Genomic DNA, 21,943 nt, shown 5'->3' with positions numbered 1-21,943 from the left:
TGCACTAAAAACCTCCATGCCCAACTTGTAGACATGGAGGCATATAGTCACAGAAAAAAGATTCCGCTTCGTATATTAACACCTAGGTAGGAAATTAAGTCGAATCGACTCCTACTGTCTACGGTACACTATTAAAATTCACAACATAAATGATTATATTAAAACTTCTTTATGAAGTCAACTTCCAATTTTTACGCAAGTGTAGAAACGTCTACGCGTACGCCAGGTCCCATTGTAGAAGCAACAGTTGCGTTCTTCATGTAAGTACCTTTTGCAGCAGCTGGCTTAGCTTTTTGTAGCGTGTCAGCAATTATTTTGAAGTTTTCTACTAATTTAGCATCTTCGAAAGATACTTTACCGATTGGAACGTGGATGTTACCAGCTTTATCAACGCGGTATTCAACTTTACCAGCTTTGATTTCGTTAACAGCTTTAGTTACATCGAAAGTAACTGTTCCAGTTTTAGGGTTTGGCATTAAACCTTTAGGTCCTAATACACGACCAAGTTTACCAACTTCACCCATCATGTCAGGAGTTGCTACTACTACATCGAAATCGAACCAACCTTTTTGGATTTTACCGATGTAATCAGCATCGCCTACGAATTCAGCGCCAGCAGCTTCAGCTTCTTTTGCTTTTTCGCCTTTAGCGAATACTAATACACGTTGTACTTTACCAGTACCGTGTGGAAGAACAACTGCACCACGAATTTGTTGGTCAGCTTTCTTAGGGTCAACACCTAAACGGAATGCAGCTTCTACAGTTGCATCAAATTTAGCTGTGTTTGTTTTCTTTACTAATTCTACTGCTTCTGTTGCAGAGTAAGCAGACGCACGATCAACAAGCTTTGCAGCTTCAACGTACTTTTTACCTCTTTTAGCCATGTTTATTTCCTCCTTGAATGTGGTTTTAGCGGAATAACCTCCCACGTTTACGCCTTCATTCCGGGAACCCCCGAGGATGTGCGCCCATCCATTTATTTAAAAATGATGATCATTTACGATAATAAAGGTTGCGAATTGGAATTCCAGACCCGCAACCTTTTTTACAAAAAACAAATCGAATTAGTCTTCGATAACGATGCCCATACTGCGCGCAGTACCTTCAACCATACGCATTGCAGCTTCTACGCTAGCAGCGTTTAGGTCAGGCATTTTAGTTTCAGCGATTTCGCGTACTTTATCACGCTTAACAGTTGCCACTTTATTACGGTTTGGTTCACCAGAACCAGACTCAATACCAGCTACTTTCTTAAGAAGAACAGCAGCAGGAGGAGTTTTAGTAATGAAAGTGAATGAACGGTCTTCAAATACCGTAATTTCAACAGGGATGATAAGACCAGCTTGATCAGCTGTACGAGCGTTAAACTCTTTACAGAAGCCCATGATGTTAACACCTGCTTGTCCTAATGCTGGACCAACCGGCGGAGCTGGATTAGCTTTACCTGCAGGAATCTGAAGTTTTACCATTTTAATTACCTTTTTAGCCACGAGACACACCTCCTTAAGTCCGTGATGTGGTCAATTGGGCAGTGATTTGCCCTCCCACTTCATATTTTATCATAATGATAAAATCTTTTTCAAAAAACGTCTCCGTTACCGAAGACGTACTGACTTAAAAGATATTATCACTTTTTACAATTCATTTCAAGTTTCATTTTATAATTTTTCAATTTGATGGAAATCAAGTTCAACCGGAGTCTCGCGACCGAACATGTCTACAAGCACGCTAACTTTTTTCTTTTCCACATCAATTTCTTCAATCGCACCTGTATAATCCGCGAATGGCCCCTCATTTACACGCACTGTTTCATGAAGTTCAAATTCGAAATCAACCACTTCATTGTCCATTCCCATATGCTTCATGATGGTAACAACTTCCTCTTCTAATAGAGGCGATGGTTTAGATCCTGAACCAGAAGAACCGACAAAGCCTGTTACACCTGGCGTATTACGAACAACATACCAAGAATCGTCAGTCATGATTAGTTCTACTAATACGTAACCTGGGAACACTTTTCTTTTCGTTATTTTTTCTTTACCATTTTTCATTTCTACTTCTACTTCTTCCGGGACAACAACACGGAAAATTTTATCTTGCATACCCATTGATTCTACACGCTTCTCTAGGTTTGCTTTTACTTTATTTTCATATCCAGAATAAGTATGGACAACATACCAACTTTTTTCCATTCATTTAGGACGAGCGTCCTTCCCTCCCTGACGTACATTTTTTTGCGCAAATGAAAAAACCCGTTCACCGGGCTTTTACACAGTTCTTATAAATAACATTATATCATGGATAAGTGCTTCTTATTCAAGAATTAACCAAGAATTAACCGAATTAAAGAAGAAATGCCCATATCAACCACTGCGAAGAAAATCGCAAAGAACACAACTGTCGCGATAACAGTCGTTGTTGATCGGAGTAATTCATCTTTTTTAGGCCAACTTACTTTTTTCATTTCGCGACCTACATCGCCGAAAAAGTTCGTTAAACGCATCTACGGGACCTCCAGTTTATTATTTCAATTATTTATTTTGTTTCTTTGTGAACTGTATGCTTATTGCATGTTTTACAAAACTTCTTTATCTCAAGTCGCTCTACTGAGCTCGTATCTTTCATCGTAGAGTAGTTTCGATTTTTACACTCTTCACATGAGAGTACAACTTTTTTCCTCATTAGTTACACCAACCTTGTAACATTGTCCCTAAAAATGTATCATACAACAAAAGACAATGTCAATGTCATGACTTTCACTCTCTTAACAAAAAGAAAACAGGTGAATTATTTTACACCTGCGGCACTTGCTATGAATTTAAAGTTGTGCTCTCTCTCATCTCCATATATCTTTCTAATTTCCTTTTTACACGCTGCAATGCGTTATCAATAGATTTCACGTGCCTGTTTAACTGTTCTGAAATTTCTTGATAGGAACGACCATCTAAGTATAAAGAGAGCACTTTTCTTTCTAAATCGCTTAATAATTCAGATATTTTAGATTCTATGTCTGTATATTCTTCCTGACTTATAATCATCTCTTCTGGATCAGTTACTTTCGATTCCGAAATAACATCTAATAATGTTCGATCAGATTCCTCATCGTAAATTGGCTTATCTAAAGACACATACGAATTTAACGGAATATGTTTTTGCCTTGTTGCTGTTTTAATAGCGGTAATAATTTGTCGAGTGATACACAGTTCAGCAAATGCTTTGAACGAAGACAGCTTGTCCCCTTTATAATCACGAATAGCTTTAAACAATCCAATCATGCCTTCTTGAACAATATCTTCTCGATCGGCACCCACTAAGAAATAAGATCTTGATTTCGCGCGAACAAAGTTCTTATATTTGTGAATTAAATATTCTAGAGCGTCAGTATTACCTTTTCGAACTAACTCAACGATTGCCTCATCCTCTAAATCACGAAATGTAACGTCGCCTACACTTACGAAGCCTGCTTCCACCCTGATCCCTCCGACCGCTATATATTTAGCAATATTATACAGTAAAAAGATAAAGAGCGTCAATGCTTCAACGCTCTCCTCTTCTTAATTTTTCTAATTTTTCTGTAATATCTTCACTAAATATCTTTCGCATGGCGGGTTGCTTTTCTTTCGTGTCTTTTGTACACCTTCTTACTTGTTGTTCCATCGCTTGCACTTCTAACTCTAATTCACGCGCAGATTTTCGAAGTGCACCTTGCGCAAATATAATCCATTGCTCCGTATAATCCGAAGTTGCAACGTATATTTGTGTATTTATATTTCTAAGCTCAATCGCAAGTTGTTCTATCTTTTCATCTGCAGTTTGATTTTTTCTCGTGAATATTACTTCCACCCGTGATTGTTTCATCTTTTTTTCAATACCATAGACTGTATAGGCATCAAAGACAATCATTACCTTTGTGCCTGTATAACCTTGATAATCCGCCATCTTATCAATAAGTGCGTCTCTTGATGACTGTAAATCTACATCCCGCAGTTTCTTCAAGTCTCCCCAAGCCCCGATAATGTTGTAACCGTCAACGATTAAAATATCGTTCATTTTTTATTTACCAATTTCGTGACGTTTACGATATACCTCATACATTAACAAACTTGCGGCTACTGAAGCATTTAAGGATGTAACTTTACCGACCATCGGTAAAGTAATTAGGAAATCACACTTTTCACCAATAATACGACTCATACCTTTTCCTTCACTACCAATTACTAGTCCGATTGGCATATTACCATCTAAATTACGGTAATCTGTTTTCCCTTTGGCATCTGTACCAGCAATCCAAAGTCCACGTTCTTTTAATTCATCAATTGTACGCGATAAATTTGTTACACGTGCAACAGGAATATATTCAATTGCCCCAGTCGACGCTTTCGCAACTGACGCTGTAAGCCCCACCGCTCTTCTTTTTGGAATAATAACCCCCTGAGCCCCTGTTGCATCTGCAGTACGCATAATAGAGCCTAAGTTATGCGGGTCTTCAATTTCATCTAAAATTAAGAAGAACGGATCTTCATTGCGTTTTTCTGCTAATTTAAACAAATCCTCTAACTCAGCATATTGATATGCAGCTACTTGAGCAATTACACCTTGATGATTACCCTCAACCAATTGATCTAATTTCTTCTTTGGTGCGTGTTGCAAAATAACCTTATTCTCTTTTGCTAATGCTAGTACAATTTGCACTTGTCCTTTGGCAGCACCTTCCGCTACCAAAATTTTATTAATATCTCTCCCCGCTCTTAAAGCTTCAATTACAGGGTTACGTCCGATAATATATTCACTACTCATGATGATGTGCTCCCTTCCTTTTCTTCCAAAACGTCAATCGCCTTATATACAATCTCGTCCAATCTTTCACGATTATTCAACAAGTGATGATAACCGATTAGCGCTTCAAAGGCTGTACTGTGTCGATATGTTTGTACATCTGTATTTTTTGGAACAGTACCCGAATTCGCATTACGCCCTCTTCTTAATACCGCCTCTTCCTCTTCTGTCAAAAATGCCGTTTCTAATAAATGATAAACAACTTTCGCCTGTGCTTTTGCCGAAACAAAGCCCGTCCCTAAGCGATGTAATTGATTAGGGCGAACTGTCCCCTTTTGAAGGAGGTGATAGCGGATATATTGCTCATATACCGCATCACCCATATATGCTAAAGCTAAGCTGTTCAATTGCTTTGCATCAATCATTCTTATCCTCTTTTCCATCTTGTACCTTGAGCGGTATCTTCTAAAATAATATTACGTCCTTTTAAATCATCGCGAATTTGATCAGATAGTGCGAAGTCACGATTTTGACGAGCTTCAATACGCTTTTGGATTAGTGCTTCAATTTCTTCATCAAGCAACTCTTCTTGTGCTAATTCTAATCCTAAAATACTAAATAATGTTTCAAGTTGTTTTACATACGCTTCAATTACAACTTTAGAAGTATGTTCTTCTAACAAATATTGATTTGCGTGATTTGCTACGTTATATAATTCAGTAATCGCATTAGCCGTATTGAAATCATCATCCATCGCTTCTTCGAATGCAACCTGGAACTTTTCCATTTCAGCTAACCATTTTTCATTATGGTCCGTTAAATCCGTACTACTTTCCATACGATGCTTTAAGTTACCGTAAGCTGTTTTAATTCTTTCTAGTCCATTATTAGTACTTTGCAATAAATCCTCGCTAAAGTTAATTGGGTGACGGTAATGTACCGATAGCATAAAGAACCTGATTAACTGTGGATCATATTGTTTAATGATATCGTGAACTAAAATGAAGTTTCCAAGCGACTTAGACATCTTCTCGTTATTAATATTAATATATCCGTTATGCATCCAATAACGTGCAAATGTTTTTCCTGTCAACGCCTCAGACTGCGCAATTTCATTTTCATGATGAGGAAATGCTAAATCTTGACCACCAGCATGAATATCAATTGTATCCCCTAAATATTTACGCGCCATTGCTGAGCATTCAATATGCCACCCTGGGCGTCCTTTCCCCCAAGGGCTTTCCCAGAAGATTTCTCCTTCTTTCGCAGCTTTCCATAAAGCAAAATCAAGAGGGTCTTGTTTCTTTTCTCCTACTTCAATACGTGCACCGTGACGTAAGTCTGCAATCGGTTGATGTGATAATTTACCGTAACCTTCGAATTCTTTCGTTTTAAAGTACACATCACCTTCTGATTCATATGCATACCCTTTATTCACAAGTTCTTGAATAAATTCAATAATGATATCCATATTTTCCGTTACACGTGGATGAACCGTTGCATGTTTGCAACCTAGTGCCGTTACATCTTCAAAGTAAGCTTCAACAAAACGATCTGCAATTGTTGGCACATCTTCACCTAATTCGTTTGCCGCCTTAATTAATTTATCATCCACGTCAGTAAAGTTAGATACATACTGCACATCATATCCTTTATATTCTAAGTAACGGCGTACTGTATCAAACACCATAGGTGGTCTTGCATTCCCAATGTGAATGTAGTTATACACTGTAGGTCCGCACACATACATCTTTACCTTATTTTCTTCTAATGGCATAAACTCTTCTTTTTGACGCGTTAACGTATTATAAATGTGAATAGTCATTTTTATCCTTCCTTCCTACCTTTACTTCAAGTTGCTTTCTCAATTTATCAAGTTCTACTTCCATAACCTTTAATTTATCAAAAATCGGATCCGGAAGATCAGAATGATTTAATTCTTGACCAATCTTTACTCCATTTTGAATAACGACTCGGCCAGGTATACCTACAACTGTAGAATGCGCAGGAACTTCCTTTAACACGACAGATCCTGCTCCAATTTTAGAATTCTCTCCAATAGTAATAGAACCTAGTACTTTAGCACCTGTTGCAATTAATACATTATCCTGAATTGTAGGGTGCCTCTTTCCTTTTTCTTTACCTGTACCACCTAATGTGACACCTTGATAAATTGTTACGTTTTCACCAATTTCACACGTTTCTCCAATTACAACCCCCATTCCATGATCAATGAAAAAACGACGACCAATAGTTGCTCCTGGATGAATCTCAATGCCAGTAAAAAAACGACTAACTTGCGAAATCCAACGTGCCATAAAGAAAAAATTCCTTTTATAAAAAGCATGTGCAATTCGATGGGCCCAAACTGCATGTAATCCAGAGTAAGTTAAAATGACTTCGAAATAACTTCTTGCCGCTGGATCCTGTTCAAAAACGACTTCAATATCTTCCCGAAGCCTCTTAAACATCGATGTTCCCTCCCCTTTATGGGCTGCTTTTTTCGAGTGAACTAACTCCCCACTTCCCCCTAAATCTCTATACAAGGAGATAAAACTTATACTCACACCATTTACATGGTATAAAAAAAAGACGCCTCTGTCATATAGACAGAGACGCCTTTTAAGCGCGGTTCCACTCTGTTTAGGCTAAAGAAGCCTCAAACTCATCCATGATAACGGTTTACACCGCTTCTGTTTACTTTGCGCCCTAAGACGTTCCGCGAAATACTTCGCTGTTCAACAGAAGACTCGAAGGGGCATTTCAAAAATCCGCTTATAAACCACTTCCAGCCTAAGGGTGGTTCTCTCTGTAAAAAGCCTGATTTTCTACTTCTCCTTCTCGTCGCTTTTCCTTATTAGATTTTAGATATACTTATTATATTGCTAAACCTAGAAAATGTTAACCAATTACTTTTTGAATACGATTTAAAACTTTTTCTTTTCCAAGAAGAGCAATAGCGTTAGGAAGCTCTGGACCATGTGTTTGTCCAGTAGTAGCAACACGGATTGGCATAAATAGGTTTTTACCTTTATGTCCTGTTTCTTTTTGAACTGCTTTAATAGCCGCCTTAACTGCCGCTGGCTCCATTGCTTCTAAAGCTTCTAATTGATCGGCAAATGCACGAAGTACTTCAGGTACTTGTTCACCTTTCAATACTTCTTGTCCCTCTTCTTCATGATCAACATGATCTTTAAAGAACATTTCAGAAAGCTCTACAATTTCAGCTCCAAAGCTCATTTGGTCATGATATAAAGCAATTACATCACGAACCCAGGCTTGTTCTTGTTCGCTTAAGTTTTCACCTACGCGACCCGCTTTCACTAAATGCGGTAAGCTTAGTTCAACAACCGTATCTAAATCTTGTTTTTTCATATATTGGTTGTTCATCCATTTTAGTTTTTGGGAATCAAATAATGCAGGTGATTTTGATAAACGAGCTGCATCAAACATTTTGATAAACTCATCTTGAGAGAAGACTTCTTCTTCACCTACTGGTGACCAACCTAGTAATGCAATAAAGTTAAAGATTGCTTCTGGAAGATATCCAAGCTCTTTATATTGCTCAATAAATTGAATAATAGATTCGTCACGCTTACTTAGCTTTTTACGGCTTTCGTTTACAATTAAAGTCATATGACCGAACTTCGGGATATCCCAACCGAAAGCTTCATAAATCATCATTTGTTTTGGCGTGTTTGAAATATGATCATCACCACGAAGTACGTGTGTAATCTCCATTAAGTGATCATCTACCGCTACCGCAAAGTTATAAGTTGGAATTCCATCTTTTTTCACGATAACGAAATCACCAAAATCATTTGAATGGAATGCAACTTCATCTTTTACGAGATCTTTAAACGTGTAGTCGCTATCAGCCGGCACACGGAAGCGAATACTTGGAATACGGCCTTCAGCCTCAAATCCTTTAATTTGCTCCTCAGTTAAATCACGGTGGTTTCCTGCATAACGCGGTGTTTCACCACGAGCGATTTGACCTTCACGCTCTGCTTCTAGCTCTTCTTCTGTCATATAACATTTGTAAGCTAAATCACGCTCTAATAAATCTTTATATAATTTTTTATAAATATCTAAACGCTCTGTTTGACGATATGGTCCAAATTCACCACCAACATCAACACCTTCATCCCAGTCCATACCGAGCCATTTCAAGTATTTTAATTGGCTTTCTTCTCCACCAGCAACATTACGTTTCACATCAGTATCTTCAATACGAATAATAAACTTACCATCTTGATGACGAGCAAATAAATAATTAAATAATGCCGTACGCGCATTTCCGATATGTAAGTGTCCTGTTGGACTTGGCGCATAGCGCACTCTCACTTGCTTTTCCATAGTTGGTACACCTTCCAATCTTAATGTCAACACATTCTATAATTGTACACCAAAAAAACGTGATTATCCATCTTACGAATTAAAAACCACTATTTTTTCTGTAATAAAACAACCGCTTGAGAAGCAATCCCTTCTTCTCTACCTGTAAATCCTAATTTTTCTGTTGTTGTTGCCTTTACATTAATATTATCAATAGACGTTTCTAATAGTTCACTAATGCGTTTACGCATGCTTTCAATATGCGGTGCCATTTTTGGCTTTTGGGCAATAATTGTACAATCTAGGTTCCCTAGCTCATAACCTTGTTCACGCACAAATTCCCAAACCTTTTGTAACAATACGGCTGAATCCGCATCTTTAAAGGCAGGATCTGTATCGGGAAAATGTTTTCCAATATCTCCTGCTGCAATTGCTCCTAGACATGCGTCAGCAATCGTATGTAACAATACATCTGCATCCGAGTGACCGATTAATCCTTTTTCATGAGGAATTGTAATTCCACCGATAATTAACGGTCTACCTTCCGCAAATTCATGTACATCAAAACCTTGTCCAATTCGAAACATTCTTTACATCCTCCTCAATCTAAACTACTTTATGAATTCTATATTATATTGCTATCTCTATAAAGAAAAGCCCGGCAACTGCCGAGCTTTTCTTTACTATAATACCATCACTTCTATTTCTTCTGAACATGAAGGAAACTTTCAGCAATTAGTAAATCCTCTGGAGTCGTCACTTTAATATTATAGTAACTCCCCTCTACTACGCCCACTTTCTTCCCTACACGTTCTACGAGACTTGCGTCATCTGTACCAAGAAAACAACTTTGCTTTGCACTTCTATGAGCTTCTAATAAAAGAGGAACAGAAAATCCTTGCGGTGTTTGAACCGCTTTAAGCTGAGAACGTTCTACCGTTTCAACAACAACACCCTGTTCTACTTTCTTAATGGTATCCTTCACTGGCACCGCACAAATGGAAGCACCATATTTCTCTGCTGCAGTTAATACATCCTGCATCATCTTATTCGTTACGAACGGGCGCGCACCATCGTGTACGAGAACATATTCAACACCACTCACATACTGAAGCGCATTATACACACTATCTTGTCTTTCGGCCCCGCCTTGAATAAATTGCACCTGCTTTTCAACCGGGTACTTCTGCATTAACTCCTCAAAATAAGGGCGTTCCTCTTCGTTAATTGCCATGATAATACGTTTACATGCTTTATCTTTTTCAAAAGCACGTAATGTATGCACAATGATAGGTACTCCATTTATAAGTAAGAACAACTTGTTTTTGCCAGCACCCATCCGTTTCCCTTGACCCGCTGCCGGAATAATTAACGTATACATATTAATAATCCTCTACTTATAATGCTTTTTCTAATAATTTACGTTTTGCGAAAATCATACGACCAGCCGATGTTTGCAACACACTTGTAACTAGTACATTAAGTTGCGAACCGACATATTCTCTACCGTCTTCTACTACAATCATCGTGCCATCATCTAAATATGCCACACCTTGATTTTGTTCTTTACCATCTTTCACAACATAAACACTTAATTCTTCGCCAGGGAGTACGACTGGTTTAATTGCATTTGCTAAATCGTTAATGTTTAATACTGTTACTCCTTGTAATTCAGAAACTTTGTTTAAGTTGAAATCATTTGTTACAACAGTTCCACCAGTGATTTTAGCTAACTTTACAAGCTTGCTATCCACCTCTTGGATATCCTCAAAATCGCCTTCATAAATTTCCACCGGAATTGGTAGCTCTTTTTGAATACGATTTAAAATGTCTAATCCTCTGCGACCACGATTACGCTTTAAAGCATCAGAAGAATCGGCAATATGCTGAAGCTCTTCTAATACGAATTGTGGAATCACAATTGTTCCTTCTAAAAACTTCGTTTGGCAAATATCCGCAATACGTCCATCAATAATTACACTTGTATCGAGAATTTTCCAATGAGTTGTAGATTTTTCTACCTCTACCTCTTCGTTCTCGCTATTGTTTTTCTTCTTACCTCCACGCTGGGGTAATGTAAATAATCCTAGCAATTCATTTCTCTTTTTAAATCCTACTTGGAATCCTAAATAACCAAGTAAAAGAGTAAAGAACACTTGTAATACTGTACTAATGACTGGAATCGTGAATTCACGAATTGGTATCAAAATTAAATATGCAACAATAAGACCAGAGATCAACCCTAATGTACCAAATAAAACATCCGCTACCGGTGCCTTTACAAGGGCTTCTTCGATATGTTTAATAAGTTGAACAATATAATCCACAAGCCAAAATGTTGTTAAAAATAAAATAATTGCACCAATAATCGCACGAACGTACGATCCCTCAAGCAAAGGAACAGCACCAACGTCCAATACATTAATAACTTTTGGGATTAGAAAAATCCCTAACGCTCCCCCGATCACTAAAAAGAAGAGCTGTACGATCCTTTTTAACATCCAACCACCTCCTACTCATTATTAACCATTGTTTTGCTAATCAAAACGCCGAATGCAAAAGCGGACGTGTTTTTTTGTAAATAGTTTTATTTACCAATATACCATATCATATAACAAAAATGTTCTAGTGTCGTTATATTATGGAATCAATGTAATATTCTTAATTGTGTCTACTCATATAGAGATGCTCTTGAATTCTTTTTAGGCCCTCTCGTATTTTCTTCGCCCTAACTTCCCCAATTCCTTCCACATCATCCAATTCATTAATAGTTGCACGACAAACACCTTGCAATGTTTTAAATCGATTAATTAAATTTTCAATGATAAGTGGTGGAACACGAGAAATTTTGCTTGCGATTCGGTATCCCCTCGGTGTCACGCTTTCTTCTAAGCTCATTTGCCCTGGATAGCCGAGCAATTTAACTAAATCGCTATCCTCTAAAAGCTGTGTATTTGCAAGATCTTGTAACTTTTTCAAAATTTGATGGTGATCCTGCGTTTTTTCTTGATAATAATCCTTAATTAATAACGCTGCCTCTGCTTCTAAGTCAGCTAGTAATTCTGTAAGTTGTAAACGAATTAACCTTCCTTCCGTTCCTAACTCATGAATGTAGCTCACTATTTCATTTTTAATACGCAGTACCATTTCAACACTATGTAAAACGTGGACTACCTCGGACATTGTAACGACCTCTTCAAATTCTAGAATGCCCAAATTCGTAATCCCATCATTCCATACAGCTTTATATTTTTCTAACGTTTGAATAGCTTGGTTTGCCTTTGTTAAAATTACCCCTATATCTTTTAGTGTATAACGTAAGTTCCCTTGATATAGTGTAATTACGTTACGTCTTTGTGAAATAGCCACAACAAGGCTAGCCGTCTGCTTTGCTACACGCTCTGCCGTTCGGTGACGCATACCTGTTTCAATAGAATCAATGGATGGATCTGGAACTAATTGTGCATTTGCAATTAAAATTTTGCTCCCAGTTTCATTTAAAATAAGTGCCCCATCCATTTTTGCTAATTCATATAAACTAGCCGGTGAGAATGCACAATTAATGTGAAATCCTCCATCAACAATACTTTTAATCTGCTCATTATACCCAAGAACAATTAGCCCTCCAGTTTGCGCACGAAGTACGTTATCTATCCCTTCGCGTAGTGGTGTTCCTGGGGCAACAAGCTGTAGAATATTAATCATACTTTTGACACGTTGCTTGTTTTCCTCCATAGCCTAGCCTCCTAATGTCAAACGAAGCGCTTCTCCTAAATTAGAAACACCTACTACCTCAATCCCATCTGGAATTGTCCATCCTCCCAAATTTTTTCTAGGAATAATAGCACGTTGAAATCCTAATTTCGCTGCTTCTTGTACACGTTGTTCAATTCTTGATACTCTTCTTATTTCTCCAGTTAGGCCTACTTCTCCTATTACCGCATCGGCTGGTGCAGTAGCTTTATCTCTGAAACTTGAAGCAATACTTAAGGCGACAGCTAAATCGATTGCTGGTTCATCTAATTTCAAGCCACCCGCAACTTTTAAATATGCGTCTTGATTTTGCAACAATAAACCTGTTCTTTTTTCTAGCACTGCCATAATAAGTGAAACGCGGTTATGATCAATTCCCGTCGCCATTCTTCGAGGATTTCCAAAACTAGTAGGGGAGATTAATGCTTGTATTTCTACTAAAACCGGTCTTGTTCCTTCCATTGAAGCAACCACTGTGGATCCTGCAACTCCAACTGGACGTTCCTCAAGGAAAATTTCAGAAGGATTTAGTACTTCTGCAAGACCTAGTTCCTTCATTTCAAAGATACCCATTTCATTTGTGGAACCAAAACGGTTCTTCACAGCTCGCAAAATACGATATGTATGGTGACGATCTCCTTCAAAGTAAAGAACTGCATCAACCATATGTTCTAGCATACGTGGTCCTGCAATTGCACCTTCTTTTGTCACATGTCCGACGATAAAAATAGGAATCCCTTTCGTCTTTGCAAGTTTCATTAATTCCGCTGTACATTCACGTACTTGCGTTACACTCCCTGGGGCTGACGCCACTTCAGGTAAATGTATCGTCTGAATGGAGTCAATAACAACAAAAGCTGGATTCATCTCTTCAATGTGCGCTGCAATTCTCTGTAAATCAGTCTCTGCTACAACAAATAGATTACTACCCTTTACATGCAAACGATCTGCACGAAGTTTGATCTGCTTTGCTGACTCCTCACCTGATATGTATAGTACATCATATGAAGAATCTGCTAATTGCGATGAAATTTGTAATAACAATGTTGATTTCCCAATCCCAGGGTCTCCACCAATAAGTACTAAAGATCCATCTACAATCCCGCCACCAAGTACACGGTTAAACTCTTGAAATTTCGTTTCAATACGCGCCTCAGACTTTGTTTCTACCTCTGTTAAGCGTCTTGGTTTTGTTACTTCTGATTGAATTGCATTGGCATAATTAAGGCGTCTTGATGATACAACTGGTTCCATCTCTTCAACAAGCGTATTCCATTGACCACATCCAGGACATTTCCCCATATATTTTGGCGACTGATAACCACATTCTTGACATGTAAATTTTGTTTTCTTTTTAGCCATATCTTTTATAGTTCACTTCACTTTCATCTACAAACGTTTATCCTTCTCGTACAAGAAAGAGGGCTATCGCGTAGCCCTCTTTGTTTGTCTATACTTATTTTACCTTTTCCGCACTATGAATGACAAATGATTCTCCTTCTATATCAAAGATAACTTTTTGTCCTTTCTCAATAGCACCTTTTAACAGTTCTTCTGATAGTCTATCTTCTACATGTTTTTGAATTGCTCTACGAAGCGGACGAGCACCGTACTCTCGATCAAATCCTTTATCAGCAATTGCTGAAATTGCTCCTTCTGTTAAGTGCAATTCAATCTCTTGTTCTTTTAAGCGTTTCACTAACTGATTCACCATAAGAGTTACAATTTCTTGAATATGTTTTTTCTCAAGCATATGGAACACGATAATTTCATCAATACGGTTTAAGAATTCTGGACGAAATGCTTTTTTCAATTCATCCATTACTTTACCTTTCATATCTGAATAATCGCGGCTCTCATCTTGTACGTTAAATCCAAGATGTTTATTACGTTTTAATGCGTCTGCACCAACATTAGACGTCATAATAACAATTGTATTACGGAAATCAACTGTACGTCCTTTAGAATCTGTTAAACGGCCATCTTCTAATACTTGTAGTAAAATATTAAACACATCAGGATGAGCTTTCTCTACTTCATCTAATAAGACAACTGAATATGGCTTACGACGAACTTTCTCTGTTAATTGTCCACCTTCTTCATATCCAACATATCCTGGAGGAGATCCAACTAAACGAGAAGTAGAATGCTTTTCCATGTACTCAGACATATCGATGCGGATCATTGCATCCTCATCACCGAACATAGATTCTGCTAATGCCCTTGCTAGTTCTGTTTTACCTACACCAGTAGGTCCTAGGAAAATAAATGAGCCAATTGGACGTTTCGGATCTTTTAATCCCGCTCTCGCACGACGAACAGCTTTTGCCACAGCTACAACTGCTTCATCCTGCCCAATTAAACGATCATGTAAAATTGATTCCAAGTTTAATAATTTATCTGTCTCTGTTTGTGCAAGTTTAGAAACTGGAATACGTGTCCATGTGGAAACGACATTTGCAATATCTTCTACTGTTACTTCTGAGTTTTCTTGTCCTTGTTTCTCTTTCCACTGACGCTTTGTATCTTCTAACTTTTCACGTAAACGTTGTTCCATATCACGTAAGGAAGCAGCTTTTTCAAATTCTTGGCTTTGTACAGCTGCATCTTTTTCTTTTCTAATTTCCTCAAGCTTCACTTCAAGCTCTTTTAAGTTTGGCGGTGTTGTATAAGAACGTAAGCGCACTTTTGATGCAGCCTCATCAATTAAATCGATTGCTTTATCAGGTAAAAAACGGTCTGTAATGTAACGATCTGAAAGTTTTACAGCCGCATCGATTGCATCATCTGTAATAGATACGCGGTGATGCGCCTCATAACGATCACGTAAACCTTTTAAAATTTGAACTGATTCTTCTAAGTTTGGTTCATCAACATGAATTGGTTGGAAACGTCTTTCTAATGCCGCATCCTTTTCAATATATTTACGATATTCGTCTAAAGTTGTTGCACCAATACATTGTAATTCACCACGTGCTAAAGATGGTTTTAAAATATTCGATGCATCAATTGCACCTTCCGCCCCTCCTGCACCAATTAACGTATGAAGCTCATCAATAAATAGAATGATGTTACCAGCTTGGCGAATCTCATCCATCACTTTCTTTAAACGATCCTCAAATTCACCACGATATTTTGTTCCAGCAACAACTGTACCCATATCTAATGTCATAACACGCTTATCTCTTAAAGTTTCAGGAACTTCATTATTTACAATTTGCTGTGCTAATCCTTCCGCAATTGCTGTCTTACCTACACCAGGTTCTCCAATTAATACTGGATTGTTTTTTGTTCTACGGCTTAACACTTCAATTACACGTTGAATTTCTTTACTACGTCCAATAACAGGATCTAAACGATTTTCACGTGCAACAACTGTTAAATCACGTGCTAGACTGTCAAGTGTAGGTGTATTCGCATTTGTTGATGAACCACCCTGGTGACCTGAACTAGCTTCATTACTTCCAAGGAGTTGTAACACTTGTTGTCTTGCTTTATTTAGGCTTACACCTAAATTATTTAAAACGCGTGCTGCTACACCTTCACCTTCACGGATTAAACCAAGTAAAATATGTTCTGTTCCAACGTAGGAATGGCCTAGCTTACGAGCTTCGTCCATAGACAACTCAATAACTTTTTTAGCACGAGGTGTGTAATGTACTGTTTGAGAAGCTTCTGTTCCACGTCCAATTAATGCTTCTACCTCTTTTTGAACTTTCTCTGGACTTAATCCAAGAGCAATTAACGCTTTTGCTGCAATTCCTTCACCTTCGCGTACAAGCCCAAGTAAAATATGTTCTGTTCCAATATTATTATGCCCAATGCGAATTGCTTCCTCTTGAGATAAAGCTAATACTTTCTGTGCTCGTTCTGTAAACCTTCCAAACATCATAGAAATCGCCTCCTACTTGCGCTTAATTTTGTTCAATTCGTAATCGCTCACGGATTAAGGTTGCTCTTCGATAATCTCTTTCTTCTGGCCCTAAAGGTCCTCCTGCATATTGTTGCAAAATGCCTGGCTGAGTAAGAACCATTAACTCAGTTAAAATATTTCTCGATATACCTTGTATATATCCTAAGTCAATACCAAGCCGTACATCTGATAAGCAAGTGGCTGCTTCTGCAGATTGAATTAAACGACTGTTAGCTAGTATTCCGTAAGAACGATATACTTTATCTTCAAGCTCAATGCTTGAATTTTGTACAATTAATTCTCTAGCCGTTTTTTCTTGATGGATGATTTGTTGAATGACACTCTTTAAATCTGCAATAATATCTTCTTCTGATTTCCCTAGTGTCATTTGATTTGACACTTGAAATATATTACCTAACGCTTCGCTACCTTCACCGTATATTCCTCTTACTACTAACCCTAATTTTTGAATTACTTGTATAATACGGTTAATTCTTTTCGTTAAAACCAGTCCCGGCAAATGAATCATTACCGAAGCCCTTAATCCTGTACCGACGTTAGTGGGGCAACTCGTAATATATCCAAGCGATTCATCAAAAGCATATTCAACCTGCTCCTCGATCCAATTATCTATTTGATTGGCACTTTGAAGCGCCTCTGATAACTGTAAACCTGAAAATAGGCACTGAATCCTAACATGATCCTCTTCATTAAGCATGATACTTATATGTTCACTTTCTGATAGTAGGCATGCTCCGTATTCTGTTCCTGCAAGATTTGGACTAATTAAATGCTTCTCAACTAAAACTCTCCTTTGAAGAGGATTTAATTCATTCATTTTTAATAGTTCAAACTCCCCAAAAGGTTCTACAGGTTTTTTTATAAACTTCTTCTTAAATAACTCATGAATCTGCTTAGCTTCTTCCTCGTTTTGCATAGTAGAGAATTGATATTTTTTAAAATTACGAGCCAAACGAATTCGACTACTTAAAACAATATCAGAATCAGGGCCATCTCCCTTCATCCATGGACTAATCGCTTCATTCATGATTCTGTCCAGTGACATAGAACTATTCCCCCTCTCTATGCTCACTAAGCTGATTTACAAGACCTCGAATTTTATCTCGTACTTCAGCCGCTTTCTCAAATTCCTCTTTCTGTACATATTGTTTCAGATTGAGTTTTAGTTCATCTAATTCTTTCTTTAAGTAGATATTTCCTTCTATACGTTCAGGAATTTTTCCACAATGATCCGTATGCCCACCGTGAAGACGTTTTAACAACGGTTTTAAATGCCCCTTAAATGTATCGTAACAAGAAGCACATCCAAAGCGTCCCACTTTTGTAAATTGTTCATATGTCATCTTACAATTCGGACATCTTGATATATTTGTATTTGAAAATGCATCTTGCCCTTCTTCAAACATTGCCGGTTCACTATGCAATAATCCGGCTAATAGGTCATGGAATGAAAAATTAGACTGCGGTGATTGAAAGAAAGACGTATAGCCACTTTGTTCTGCACATTGCTCGCAAAGATGAACTTCCGCCTTTTTTCCGTTGATTACTTTTGTATAATGTAAAGTTGCTGGTCTTATATTACAGTTTTGACAAGTCATCGCTATCCCCCACCTTTACAACAGGAACGATCTATCTCATGATACTTTTCATACATTACTAGATTGTTCTCTTTCCTTAATCCATTTAGTAAAAGCACATGTCATCTTTCAAAATCCCTACAATATTAAACTGCATTATCTTAGCTATCATTCTTAACAAAAGTTATATTTATTTATATTTCAGTGTTCTTAACATTGCGCATAATATTCGAGCCCTAAGTTCATCTCGAGAAGGAACATCCATTAATAATACAGAACGATCTAGTACGCTTAACATAAGTTTAGCTTCACGATTTGTTATAATTCCTTCTTCTATTAAACGTATAATCATACTTTCAGCATTTCCTTGTGCAACGCTATGATCAATCATATGAAGCATTTGATCAATAATGTCTATATCATCATGCAGTTTGACTTTTATAATGCGAATGTAACCTCCTCCACCTCGTTTACTTTCTACTACGAATCCTCTTTCTAACGTAAAACGGGTATTGATTACATAGTTGATTTGAGACGGCACACAATCGAATCGATCAGCGACCTCATTCCTCTTGATTTCAATCGCATTATTATTGCTTAAGTCAATAACTTGCTTTAGATATTTCTCAATGATATCAGATATATTTCTCATTTATCCGCCACCTTTATTGACTTTGACTATCTTTGACTTTAATTATATACGTATTAAAAAAATTTGCAACTCTTTTGCTTATTCACTATCCTAGCCACATTTCCCTGTCTTTAATCAAAAGGACGATTCTTTAAGTAAAGATTTTTTAAATTACTATGAATTGTAAAAAGAAACACGAAAAAACACAAGTCAAAAGACTTGTGTTTTTATTTTGCTTGGCGACGTCCTACTCTCACAGGGACAAGGTCCCAACTACCATCGGCGCTAGAGAGCTTAACTTCCGTGTTCGGTATGGGAACGGGTGTGACCTCTCTGCCATCATCACCAAACTGATGAAGGTATATTCCTTCAAAACTAGATAACATTGCTTCATATTATATGGTTAAGTCCTCGATCTATTAGTATTCGTCAGCTCCACATGTCACCATGCTTCCACCTCGAACCTATCAACCTGATCATCTTTCAGGGATCTTACTAGCTTACGCTATGGGAAATCTCATCTTGAGGGGGGCTTCATGCTTAGATGCTTTCAGCACTTATCCCTTCCGCACATAGCTACCCAGCTATGCCCTTGGCAGAACAACTGGTACACCAGCGGTGCGTCCATCCCGGTCCTCTCGTACTAAGGACAGCTCCTCTCAAATTTCCTGCGCCCACGACGGATAGGGACCGAACTGTCTCACGACGTTCTGAACCCAGCTCGCGTACCGCTTTAATGGGCGAACAGCCCAACCCTTGGGACCGACTACAGCCCCAGGATGCGATGAGCCGACATCGAGGTGCCAAACCTCCCCGTCGATGTGGACTCTTGGGGGAGATAAGCCTGTTATCCCCGGGGTAGCTTTTATCCGTTGAGCGATGGCCCTTCCATGCGGAACCACCGGATCACTAAGCCCGACTTTCGTCCCTGCTCGACTTGTAGGTCTCGCAGTCAAGCTCCCTTATGCCTTTGCACTCTACGAATGATTTCCAACCATTCTGAGGGAACCTTTGGGCGCCTCCGTTACACTTTAGGAGGCGACCGCCCCAGTCAAACTGCCCACCTGACACTGTCTCCCGGGTCGATGAGACCCGTAGGTTAGAATTTCAATACAGTCAGGGCGGTATCCCACCAGCGCCTCCACCGAAGCTAGCGCTCCGGTTTCAATGGCTCCCGCCTATCCTGTACAAACTGTACCAAAATTCAATATCAGGCTACAGTAAAGCTCCACGGGGTCTTTCCGTCCTGTCGCGGGTAACCTGCATCTTCACAGGTACTATAATTTCACCGAGTCTCTGGTTGAGACAGTGCCCAAATCGTTACACCTTTCGTGCGGGTCGGAACTTACCCGACAAGGAATTTCGCTACCTTAGGACCGTTATAGTTACGGCCGCCGTTTACTGGGGCTTCAGTTCAGAGCTTCGCTTACGCTAACCCCTCTCCTTAACCTTCCAGCACCGGGCAGGTGTCAGCCCCTATACTTCGCCTTACGGCTTCGCAGAGACCTGTGTTTTTGCTAAACAGTCGCTTGGGCCTATTCACTGCGGCTTTCCGTTAAGAAAGCACCCCTTCTCCCGAAGTTACGGGGTCATTTTGCCGAGTTCCTTAACCAGAGTTCTCTCGCACACCTTAGGATTCTCTCCTCGCCTACCTGTGTCGGTTTGCGGTACAGGCACCTTTTATCTCGCTAGAAGCTTTTCTTGGCAGCGGGGAATCAAAGACTTCGCTCCATAAGGAGCTTCCCCATCACAGCTCAGCCTTCACGATAAGCGGATTTGCCTACTTATCAGCCTAACTGCTTGGACGTGCACAACCAATCGCACGCTTCTTCTATCCTTCTGCGTCCCTCCATTGCTCAAACGATAAAGAGGTGGTACAGGAATATCAACCTGTTGTCCATCGCCTACGCCTGTCGGCCTCGGCTTAGGTCCTGACTAACCCTGAGCGGACGAGCCTTCCTCAGGAAACCTTAGGCATTCGGTGGACGGGATTCTCACCCGTCTTTCGCTACTCATACCGGCATTCTCACTTCTAAGCGCTCCACCAGTCCTTCCGGTCTGACTTCACTGCACTTAGAACGCTCCCCTACCACTGATACCATTGGTATCAATTCGCAGCTTCGGTGGTGTATTTAGCCCCGGTACATTTTCGGCGCAGAGTCACTCGACTAGTGAGCTATTACGCACTCTTTAAATGGTGGCTGCTTCTGAGCCAACATCCTAGTTGTCTAAGCAACTCCACATCCTTTTCCACTTAATACACACTTTGGGACCTTAGCTGGCGATCTGGGCTGTTTCCCTCTTGACTACGGATCTTATCACTCGCAGTCTGACTCCTAAGGATAAGTCATTGGCATTCGGAGTTTGACTGAATTCGGTAATCCGATGAGGACCCCTAGTTCAATCAGTGCTCTACCTCCAAGACTCTTACACTTAAGGCTAGCCCTAAAGCTATTTCGGGGAGAACCAGCTATCTCCAGGTTCGATTGGAATTTCTCCGCTACCCACACCTCATCCCCGCACTTTTCAACGTGCGTGGGTTCGGGCCTCCATTCAGTGTTACCTGAACTTCACCCTGGACATGGGTAGATCACCTGGTTTCGGGTCTACGACCACGTACTAAACGCCCTATTCAGACTCGCTTTCGCTGCGGCTCCGCCTCTTCAGCTTAACCTCGCACGGGATCGTAACTCGCCGGTTCATTCTACAAAAGGCACGCCATCACCCATTAACGGGCTCTGACTATTTGTAGGCACACGGTTTCAGGATCTCTTTCACTCCCCTTCCGGGGTGCTTTTCACCTTTCCCTCACGGTACTGGTTCACTATCGATCACTAGGGAGTATTTAGCCTTGGGAGATGGTCCTCCCAGATTCCGACGGAATTTCACGTGTTCCGCCGTACTCAGGATACATTCAAGAGAGAACGAAGTTTC

The 21,943-nt window shown here is 39.3% G+C and carries 21 protein-coding genes, 2 rRNA genes and 2 other annotated features (2 of these 25 running past the window's edge); all 23 genes read right to left on the bottom strand.

The annotated features are described in order from the left end of the window. Nucleotides 1-142: a sequence feature (ribosomal protein L10 leader region), on the bottom strand; it reaches 4 nt to the left of the window's first position. Nucleotides 143-191: 49 nt separating this feature from the next. Next, on the bottom strand, nucleotides 192-884 hold the full coding sequence (gene rplA / locus QCI77_RS00610; protein ID WP_353824399.1) for a 50S ribosomal protein L1: 693 nt from the start codon (nucleotides 882-884) through the stop codon (nucleotides 192-194). A 180-nt stretch (nucleotides 885-1,064) separates the two neighbouring features. Further along, nucleotides 1,065-1,490 carry a 50S ribosomal protein L11 gene (gene rplK, locus QCI77_RS00605; RefSeq protein WP_001085872.1) on the bottom strand — a complete coding sequence of 142 codons (426 nt, stop codon included), beginning with the start codon at nucleotides 1,488-1,490 and terminating at the stop codon, nucleotides 1,065-1,067. A 168-nt stretch (nucleotides 1,491-1,658) separates the two neighbouring features. Then, entirely contained in the window at nucleotides 1,659-2,192 is a 534-nt protein-coding gene (gene nusG / locus QCI77_RS00600) for a transcription termination/antitermination protein NusG (protein WP_002009795.1), read from the bottom strand. A 131-nt stretch (nucleotides 2,193-2,323) separates the two neighbouring features. Next, nucleotides 2,324-2,503 carry a preprotein translocase subunit SecE gene (gene secE, locus QCI77_RS00595; protein ID WP_002009797.1) on the bottom strand — a complete coding sequence of 60 codons (180 nt, stop codon included), beginning with the start codon at nucleotides 2,501-2,503 and terminating at the stop codon, nucleotides 2,324-2,326. A 32-nt stretch (nucleotides 2,504-2,535) separates the two neighbouring features. Next, nucleotides 2,536-2,682: a 50S ribosomal protein L33 gene (rpmG, locus tag QCI77_RS00590; RefSeq protein WP_012260172.1), complete on the bottom strand. Its 147-nt coding sequence runs from the start codon at nucleotides 2,680-2,682 to the stop codon at nucleotides 2,536-2,538. 128 nt (nucleotides 2,683-2,810) lie between these two features. Then, nucleotides 2,811-3,470: an RNA polymerase factor sigma-70 gene (locus QCI77_RS00585; RefSeq protein WP_002009799.1), complete on the bottom strand. Its 660-nt coding sequence runs from the start codon at nucleotides 3,468-3,470 to the stop codon at nucleotides 2,811-2,813. 67 nt (nucleotides 3,471-3,537) lie between these two features. Then, on the bottom strand, nucleotides 3,538-4,050 hold the full coding sequence (locus QCI77_RS00580; RefSeq protein WP_002009801.1) for an NYN domain-containing protein: 513 nt from the start codon (nucleotides 4,048-4,050) through the stop codon (nucleotides 3,538-3,540). Nucleotides 4,051-4,053: 3 nt separating this feature from the next. Further along, entirely contained in the window at nucleotides 4,054-4,797 is a 744-nt protein-coding gene (rlmB, locus tag QCI77_RS00575; RefSeq protein ID WP_353824398.1) for a 23S rRNA (guanosine(2251)-2'-O)-methyltransferase RlmB, read from the bottom strand. Further along, entirely contained in the window at nucleotides 4,794-5,201 is a 408-nt protein-coding gene (locus QCI77_RS00570; protein WP_002009804.1) for a Mini-ribonuclease 3, read from the bottom strand. The genes rlmB and QCI77_RS00570 overlap by 4 nt, the downstream gene beginning before the upstream one ends. Nucleotides 5,202-5,203: 2 nt before the next feature. Continuing rightward, nucleotides 5,204-6,601: a cysteine--tRNA ligase gene (cysS, locus tag QCI77_RS00565; protein WP_002091500.1), complete on the bottom strand. Its 1,398-nt coding sequence runs from the start codon at nucleotides 6,599-6,601 to the stop codon at nucleotides 5,204-5,206. Then, a complete protein-coding gene (gene cysE / locus QCI77_RS00560) occupies nucleotides 6,582-7,247 on the bottom strand; it encodes a serine O-acetyltransferase (protein ID WP_002091498.1) in 666 nt (221 codons plus the stop codon). Before cysE ends, cysS begins: the two co-directional genes overlap by 20 nt. 137 nt (nucleotides 7,248-7,384) lie before the next feature. Next, nucleotides 7,385-7,630 (bottom strand) — a binding site (T-box leader). Nucleotides 7,631-7,677: 47 nt separating this feature from the next. Continuing rightward, nucleotides 7,678-9,135, bottom strand: a complete 1,458-nt coding sequence (gene gltX / locus QCI77_RS00555) for a glutamate--tRNA ligase (protein WP_002091496.1) — start codon at nucleotides 9,133-9,135, stop codon at nucleotides 7,678-7,680. Nucleotides 9,136-9,224: 89 nt separating this feature from the next. Beyond that, nucleotides 9,225-9,701 (bottom strand): 2-C-methyl-D-erythritol 2,4-cyclodiphosphate synthase, encoded by a 477-nt coding sequence (gene ispF / locus QCI77_RS00550; protein ID WP_000488386.1) that lies wholly within the window; start codon nucleotides 9,699-9,701, stop codon nucleotides 9,225-9,227. 113 nt (nucleotides 9,702-9,814) lie between these two features. Beyond that, nucleotides 9,815-10,495, bottom strand: a complete 681-nt coding sequence (gene ispD, locus QCI77_RS00545) for a 2-C-methyl-D-erythritol 4-phosphate cytidylyltransferase (RefSeq protein WP_002009811.1) — start codon at nucleotides 10,493-10,495, stop codon at nucleotides 9,815-9,817. Between the two features lie 16 nt (nucleotides 10,496-10,511). Continuing rightward, nucleotides 10,512-11,615, bottom strand: coding sequence for a PIN/TRAM domain-containing protein (locus tag QCI77_RS00540; protein WP_002063406.1), 1,104 nt, complete (start codon nucleotides 11,613-11,615; stop codon nucleotides 10,512-10,514). A 160-nt stretch (nucleotides 11,616-11,775) separates the two neighbouring features. After that, entirely contained in the window at nucleotides 11,776-12,849 is a 1,074-nt protein-coding gene (gene disA / locus QCI77_RS00535) for a DNA integrity scanning diadenylate cyclase DisA (RefSeq protein ID WP_000392162.1), read from the bottom strand. A 3-nt stretch (nucleotides 12,850-12,852) separates the two neighbouring features. After that, entirely contained in the window at nucleotides 12,853-14,229 is a 1,377-nt protein-coding gene (radA, locus tag QCI77_RS00530) for a DNA repair protein RadA (RefSeq protein ID WP_353824397.1), read from the bottom strand. A 94-nt stretch (nucleotides 14,230-14,323) separates the two neighbouring features. Then, the gene (gene clpC / locus QCI77_RS00525) at nucleotides 14,324-16,759 is read right to left on the bottom strand and encodes an ATP-dependent protease ATP-binding subunit ClpC (protein ID WP_002009819.1); all 2,436 of its coding nucleotides are present in this window, start codon (nucleotides 16,757-16,759) and stop codon (nucleotides 14,324-14,326) included. Between the two features lie 22 nt (nucleotides 16,760-16,781). Next, nucleotides 16,782-17,846: a protein-arginine kinase McsB gene (mcsB, locus tag QCI77_RS00520; protein ID WP_002169332.1), complete on the bottom strand. Its 1,065-nt coding sequence runs from the start codon at nucleotides 17,844-17,846 to the stop codon at nucleotides 16,782-16,784. Between the two features lie 4 nt (nucleotides 17,847-17,850). Beyond that, nucleotides 17,851-18,399 (bottom strand): protein-arginine kinase activator protein McsA, encoded by a 549-nt coding sequence (gene mcsA, locus QCI77_RS00515; protein WP_002009823.1) that lies wholly within the window; start codon nucleotides 18,397-18,399, stop codon nucleotides 17,851-17,853. Between the two features lie 169 nt (nucleotides 18,400-18,568). Then, complete coding sequence (gene ctsR / locus QCI77_RS00510) at nucleotides 18,569-19,030, bottom strand: transcriptional regulator CtsR (RefSeq protein WP_002029353.1); 462 nt, start codon at nucleotides 19,028-19,030, stop codon at nucleotides 18,569-18,571. Nucleotides 19,031-19,243: 213 nt separating this feature from the next. Continuing rightward, nucleotides 19,244-19,359: ribosomal RNA gene (gene rrf / locus QCI77_RS00505) — 5S ribosomal RNA — on the bottom strand. A 49-nt stretch (nucleotides 19,360-19,408) separates the two neighbouring features. Continuing rightward, nucleotides 19,409-21,943 (bottom strand): 23S ribosomal RNA (locus tag QCI77_RS00500); it runs 387 nt beyond the window's last position.

It is taken from the genome of Bacillus cereus group sp. MG9 (assembly GCF_040459995.1).
GTDB classification, from domain to species: domain Bacteria; phylum Bacillota; class Bacilli; order Bacillales; family Bacillaceae_G; genus Bacillus_A; species Bacillus_A mycoides.
The sequence above is the reverse complement of the archived record's forward strand: the minus strand, read 5'-3'. Positions and strand labels throughout refer to the sequence as shown.

What these genes read in the sequence shown, in the direction of transcription:
- rlmB (WP_353824398.1), bottom strand. Translation starts at nt 4,797, where the DNA reads ATGAGTAGTGAATATATTATCGGACGTAACCCTGTAATTGAAGCTTTA.
- ispD (WP_002009811.1), bottom strand. Translation starts at nt 10,495, where the DNA reads ATGTATACGTTAATTATTCCGGCAGCGGGTCAAGGGAAACGGATGGGT.
- gltX (WP_002091496.1), bottom strand. Translation starts at nt 9,135, where the DNA reads ATGGAAAAGCAAGTGAGAGTGCGCTATGCGCCAAGTCCAACAGGACAC.
- cysS (WP_002091500.1), bottom strand. Translation starts at nt 6,601, where the DNA reads ATGACTATTCACATTTATAATACGTTAACGCGTCAAAAAGAAGAGTTT.
- rplA (WP_353824399.1), bottom strand. Translation starts at nt 884, where the DNA reads ATGGCTAAAAGAGGTAAAAAGTACGTTGAAGCTGCAAAGCTTGTTGAT.
- QCI77_RS00540 (WP_002063406.1), bottom strand. Translation starts at nt 11,615, where the DNA reads ATGTTAAAAAGGATCGTACAGCTCTTCTTTTTAGTGATCGGGGGAGCG.
- ctsR (WP_002029353.1), bottom strand. Translation starts at nt 19,030, where the DNA reads ATGAGAAATATATCTGATATCATTGAGAAATATCTAAAGCAAGTTATT.
- QCI77_RS00570 (WP_002009804.1), bottom strand. Translation starts at nt 5,201, where the DNA reads ATGATTGATGCAAAGCAATTGAACAGCTTAGCTTTAGCATATATGGGT.
- mcsA (WP_002009823.1), bottom strand. Translation starts at nt 18,399, where the DNA reads ATGACTTGTCAAAACTGTAATATAAGACCAGCAACTTTACATTATACA.
- nusG (WP_002009795.1), bottom strand. Translation starts at nt 2,192, where the DNA reads ATGGAAAAAAGTTGGTATGTTGTCCATACTTATTCTGGATATGAAAAT.
- QCI77_RS00580 (WP_002009801.1), bottom strand. Translation starts at nt 4,050, where the DNA reads ATGAACGATATTTTAATCGTTGACGGTTACAACATTATCGGGGCTTGG.
- disA (WP_000392162.1), bottom strand. Translation starts at nt 12,849, where the DNA reads ATGGAGGAAAACAAGCAACGTGTCAAAAGTATGATTAATATTCTACAG.
- cysE (WP_002091498.1), bottom strand. Translation starts at nt 7,247, where the DNA reads ATGTTTAAGAGGCTTCGGGAAGATATTGAAGTCGTTTTTGAACAGGAT.
- mcsB (WP_002169332.1), bottom strand. Translation starts at nt 17,846, where the DNA reads ATGTCACTGGACAGAATCATGAATGAAGCGATTAGTCCATGGATGAAG.
- clpC (WP_002009819.1), bottom strand. Translation starts at nt 16,759, where the DNA reads ATGATGTTTGGAAGGTTTACAGAACGAGCACAGAAAGTATTAGCTTTA.
- radA (WP_353824397.1), bottom strand. Translation starts at nt 14,229, where the DNA reads ATGGCTAAAAAGAAAACAAAATTTACATGTCAAGAATGTGGTTATCAG.
- secE (WP_002009797.1), bottom strand. Translation starts at nt 2,503, where the DNA reads ATGCGTTTAACGAACTTTTTCGGCGATGTAGGTCGCGAAATGAAAAAA.
- rpmG (WP_012260172.1), bottom strand. Translation starts at nt 2,682, where the DNA reads ATGAGGAAAAAAGTTGTACTCTCATGTGAAGAGTGTAAAAATCGAAAC.
- ispF (WP_000488386.1), bottom strand. Translation starts at nt 9,701, where the DNA reads ATGTTTCGAATTGGACAAGGTTTTGATGTACATGAATTTGCGGAAGGT.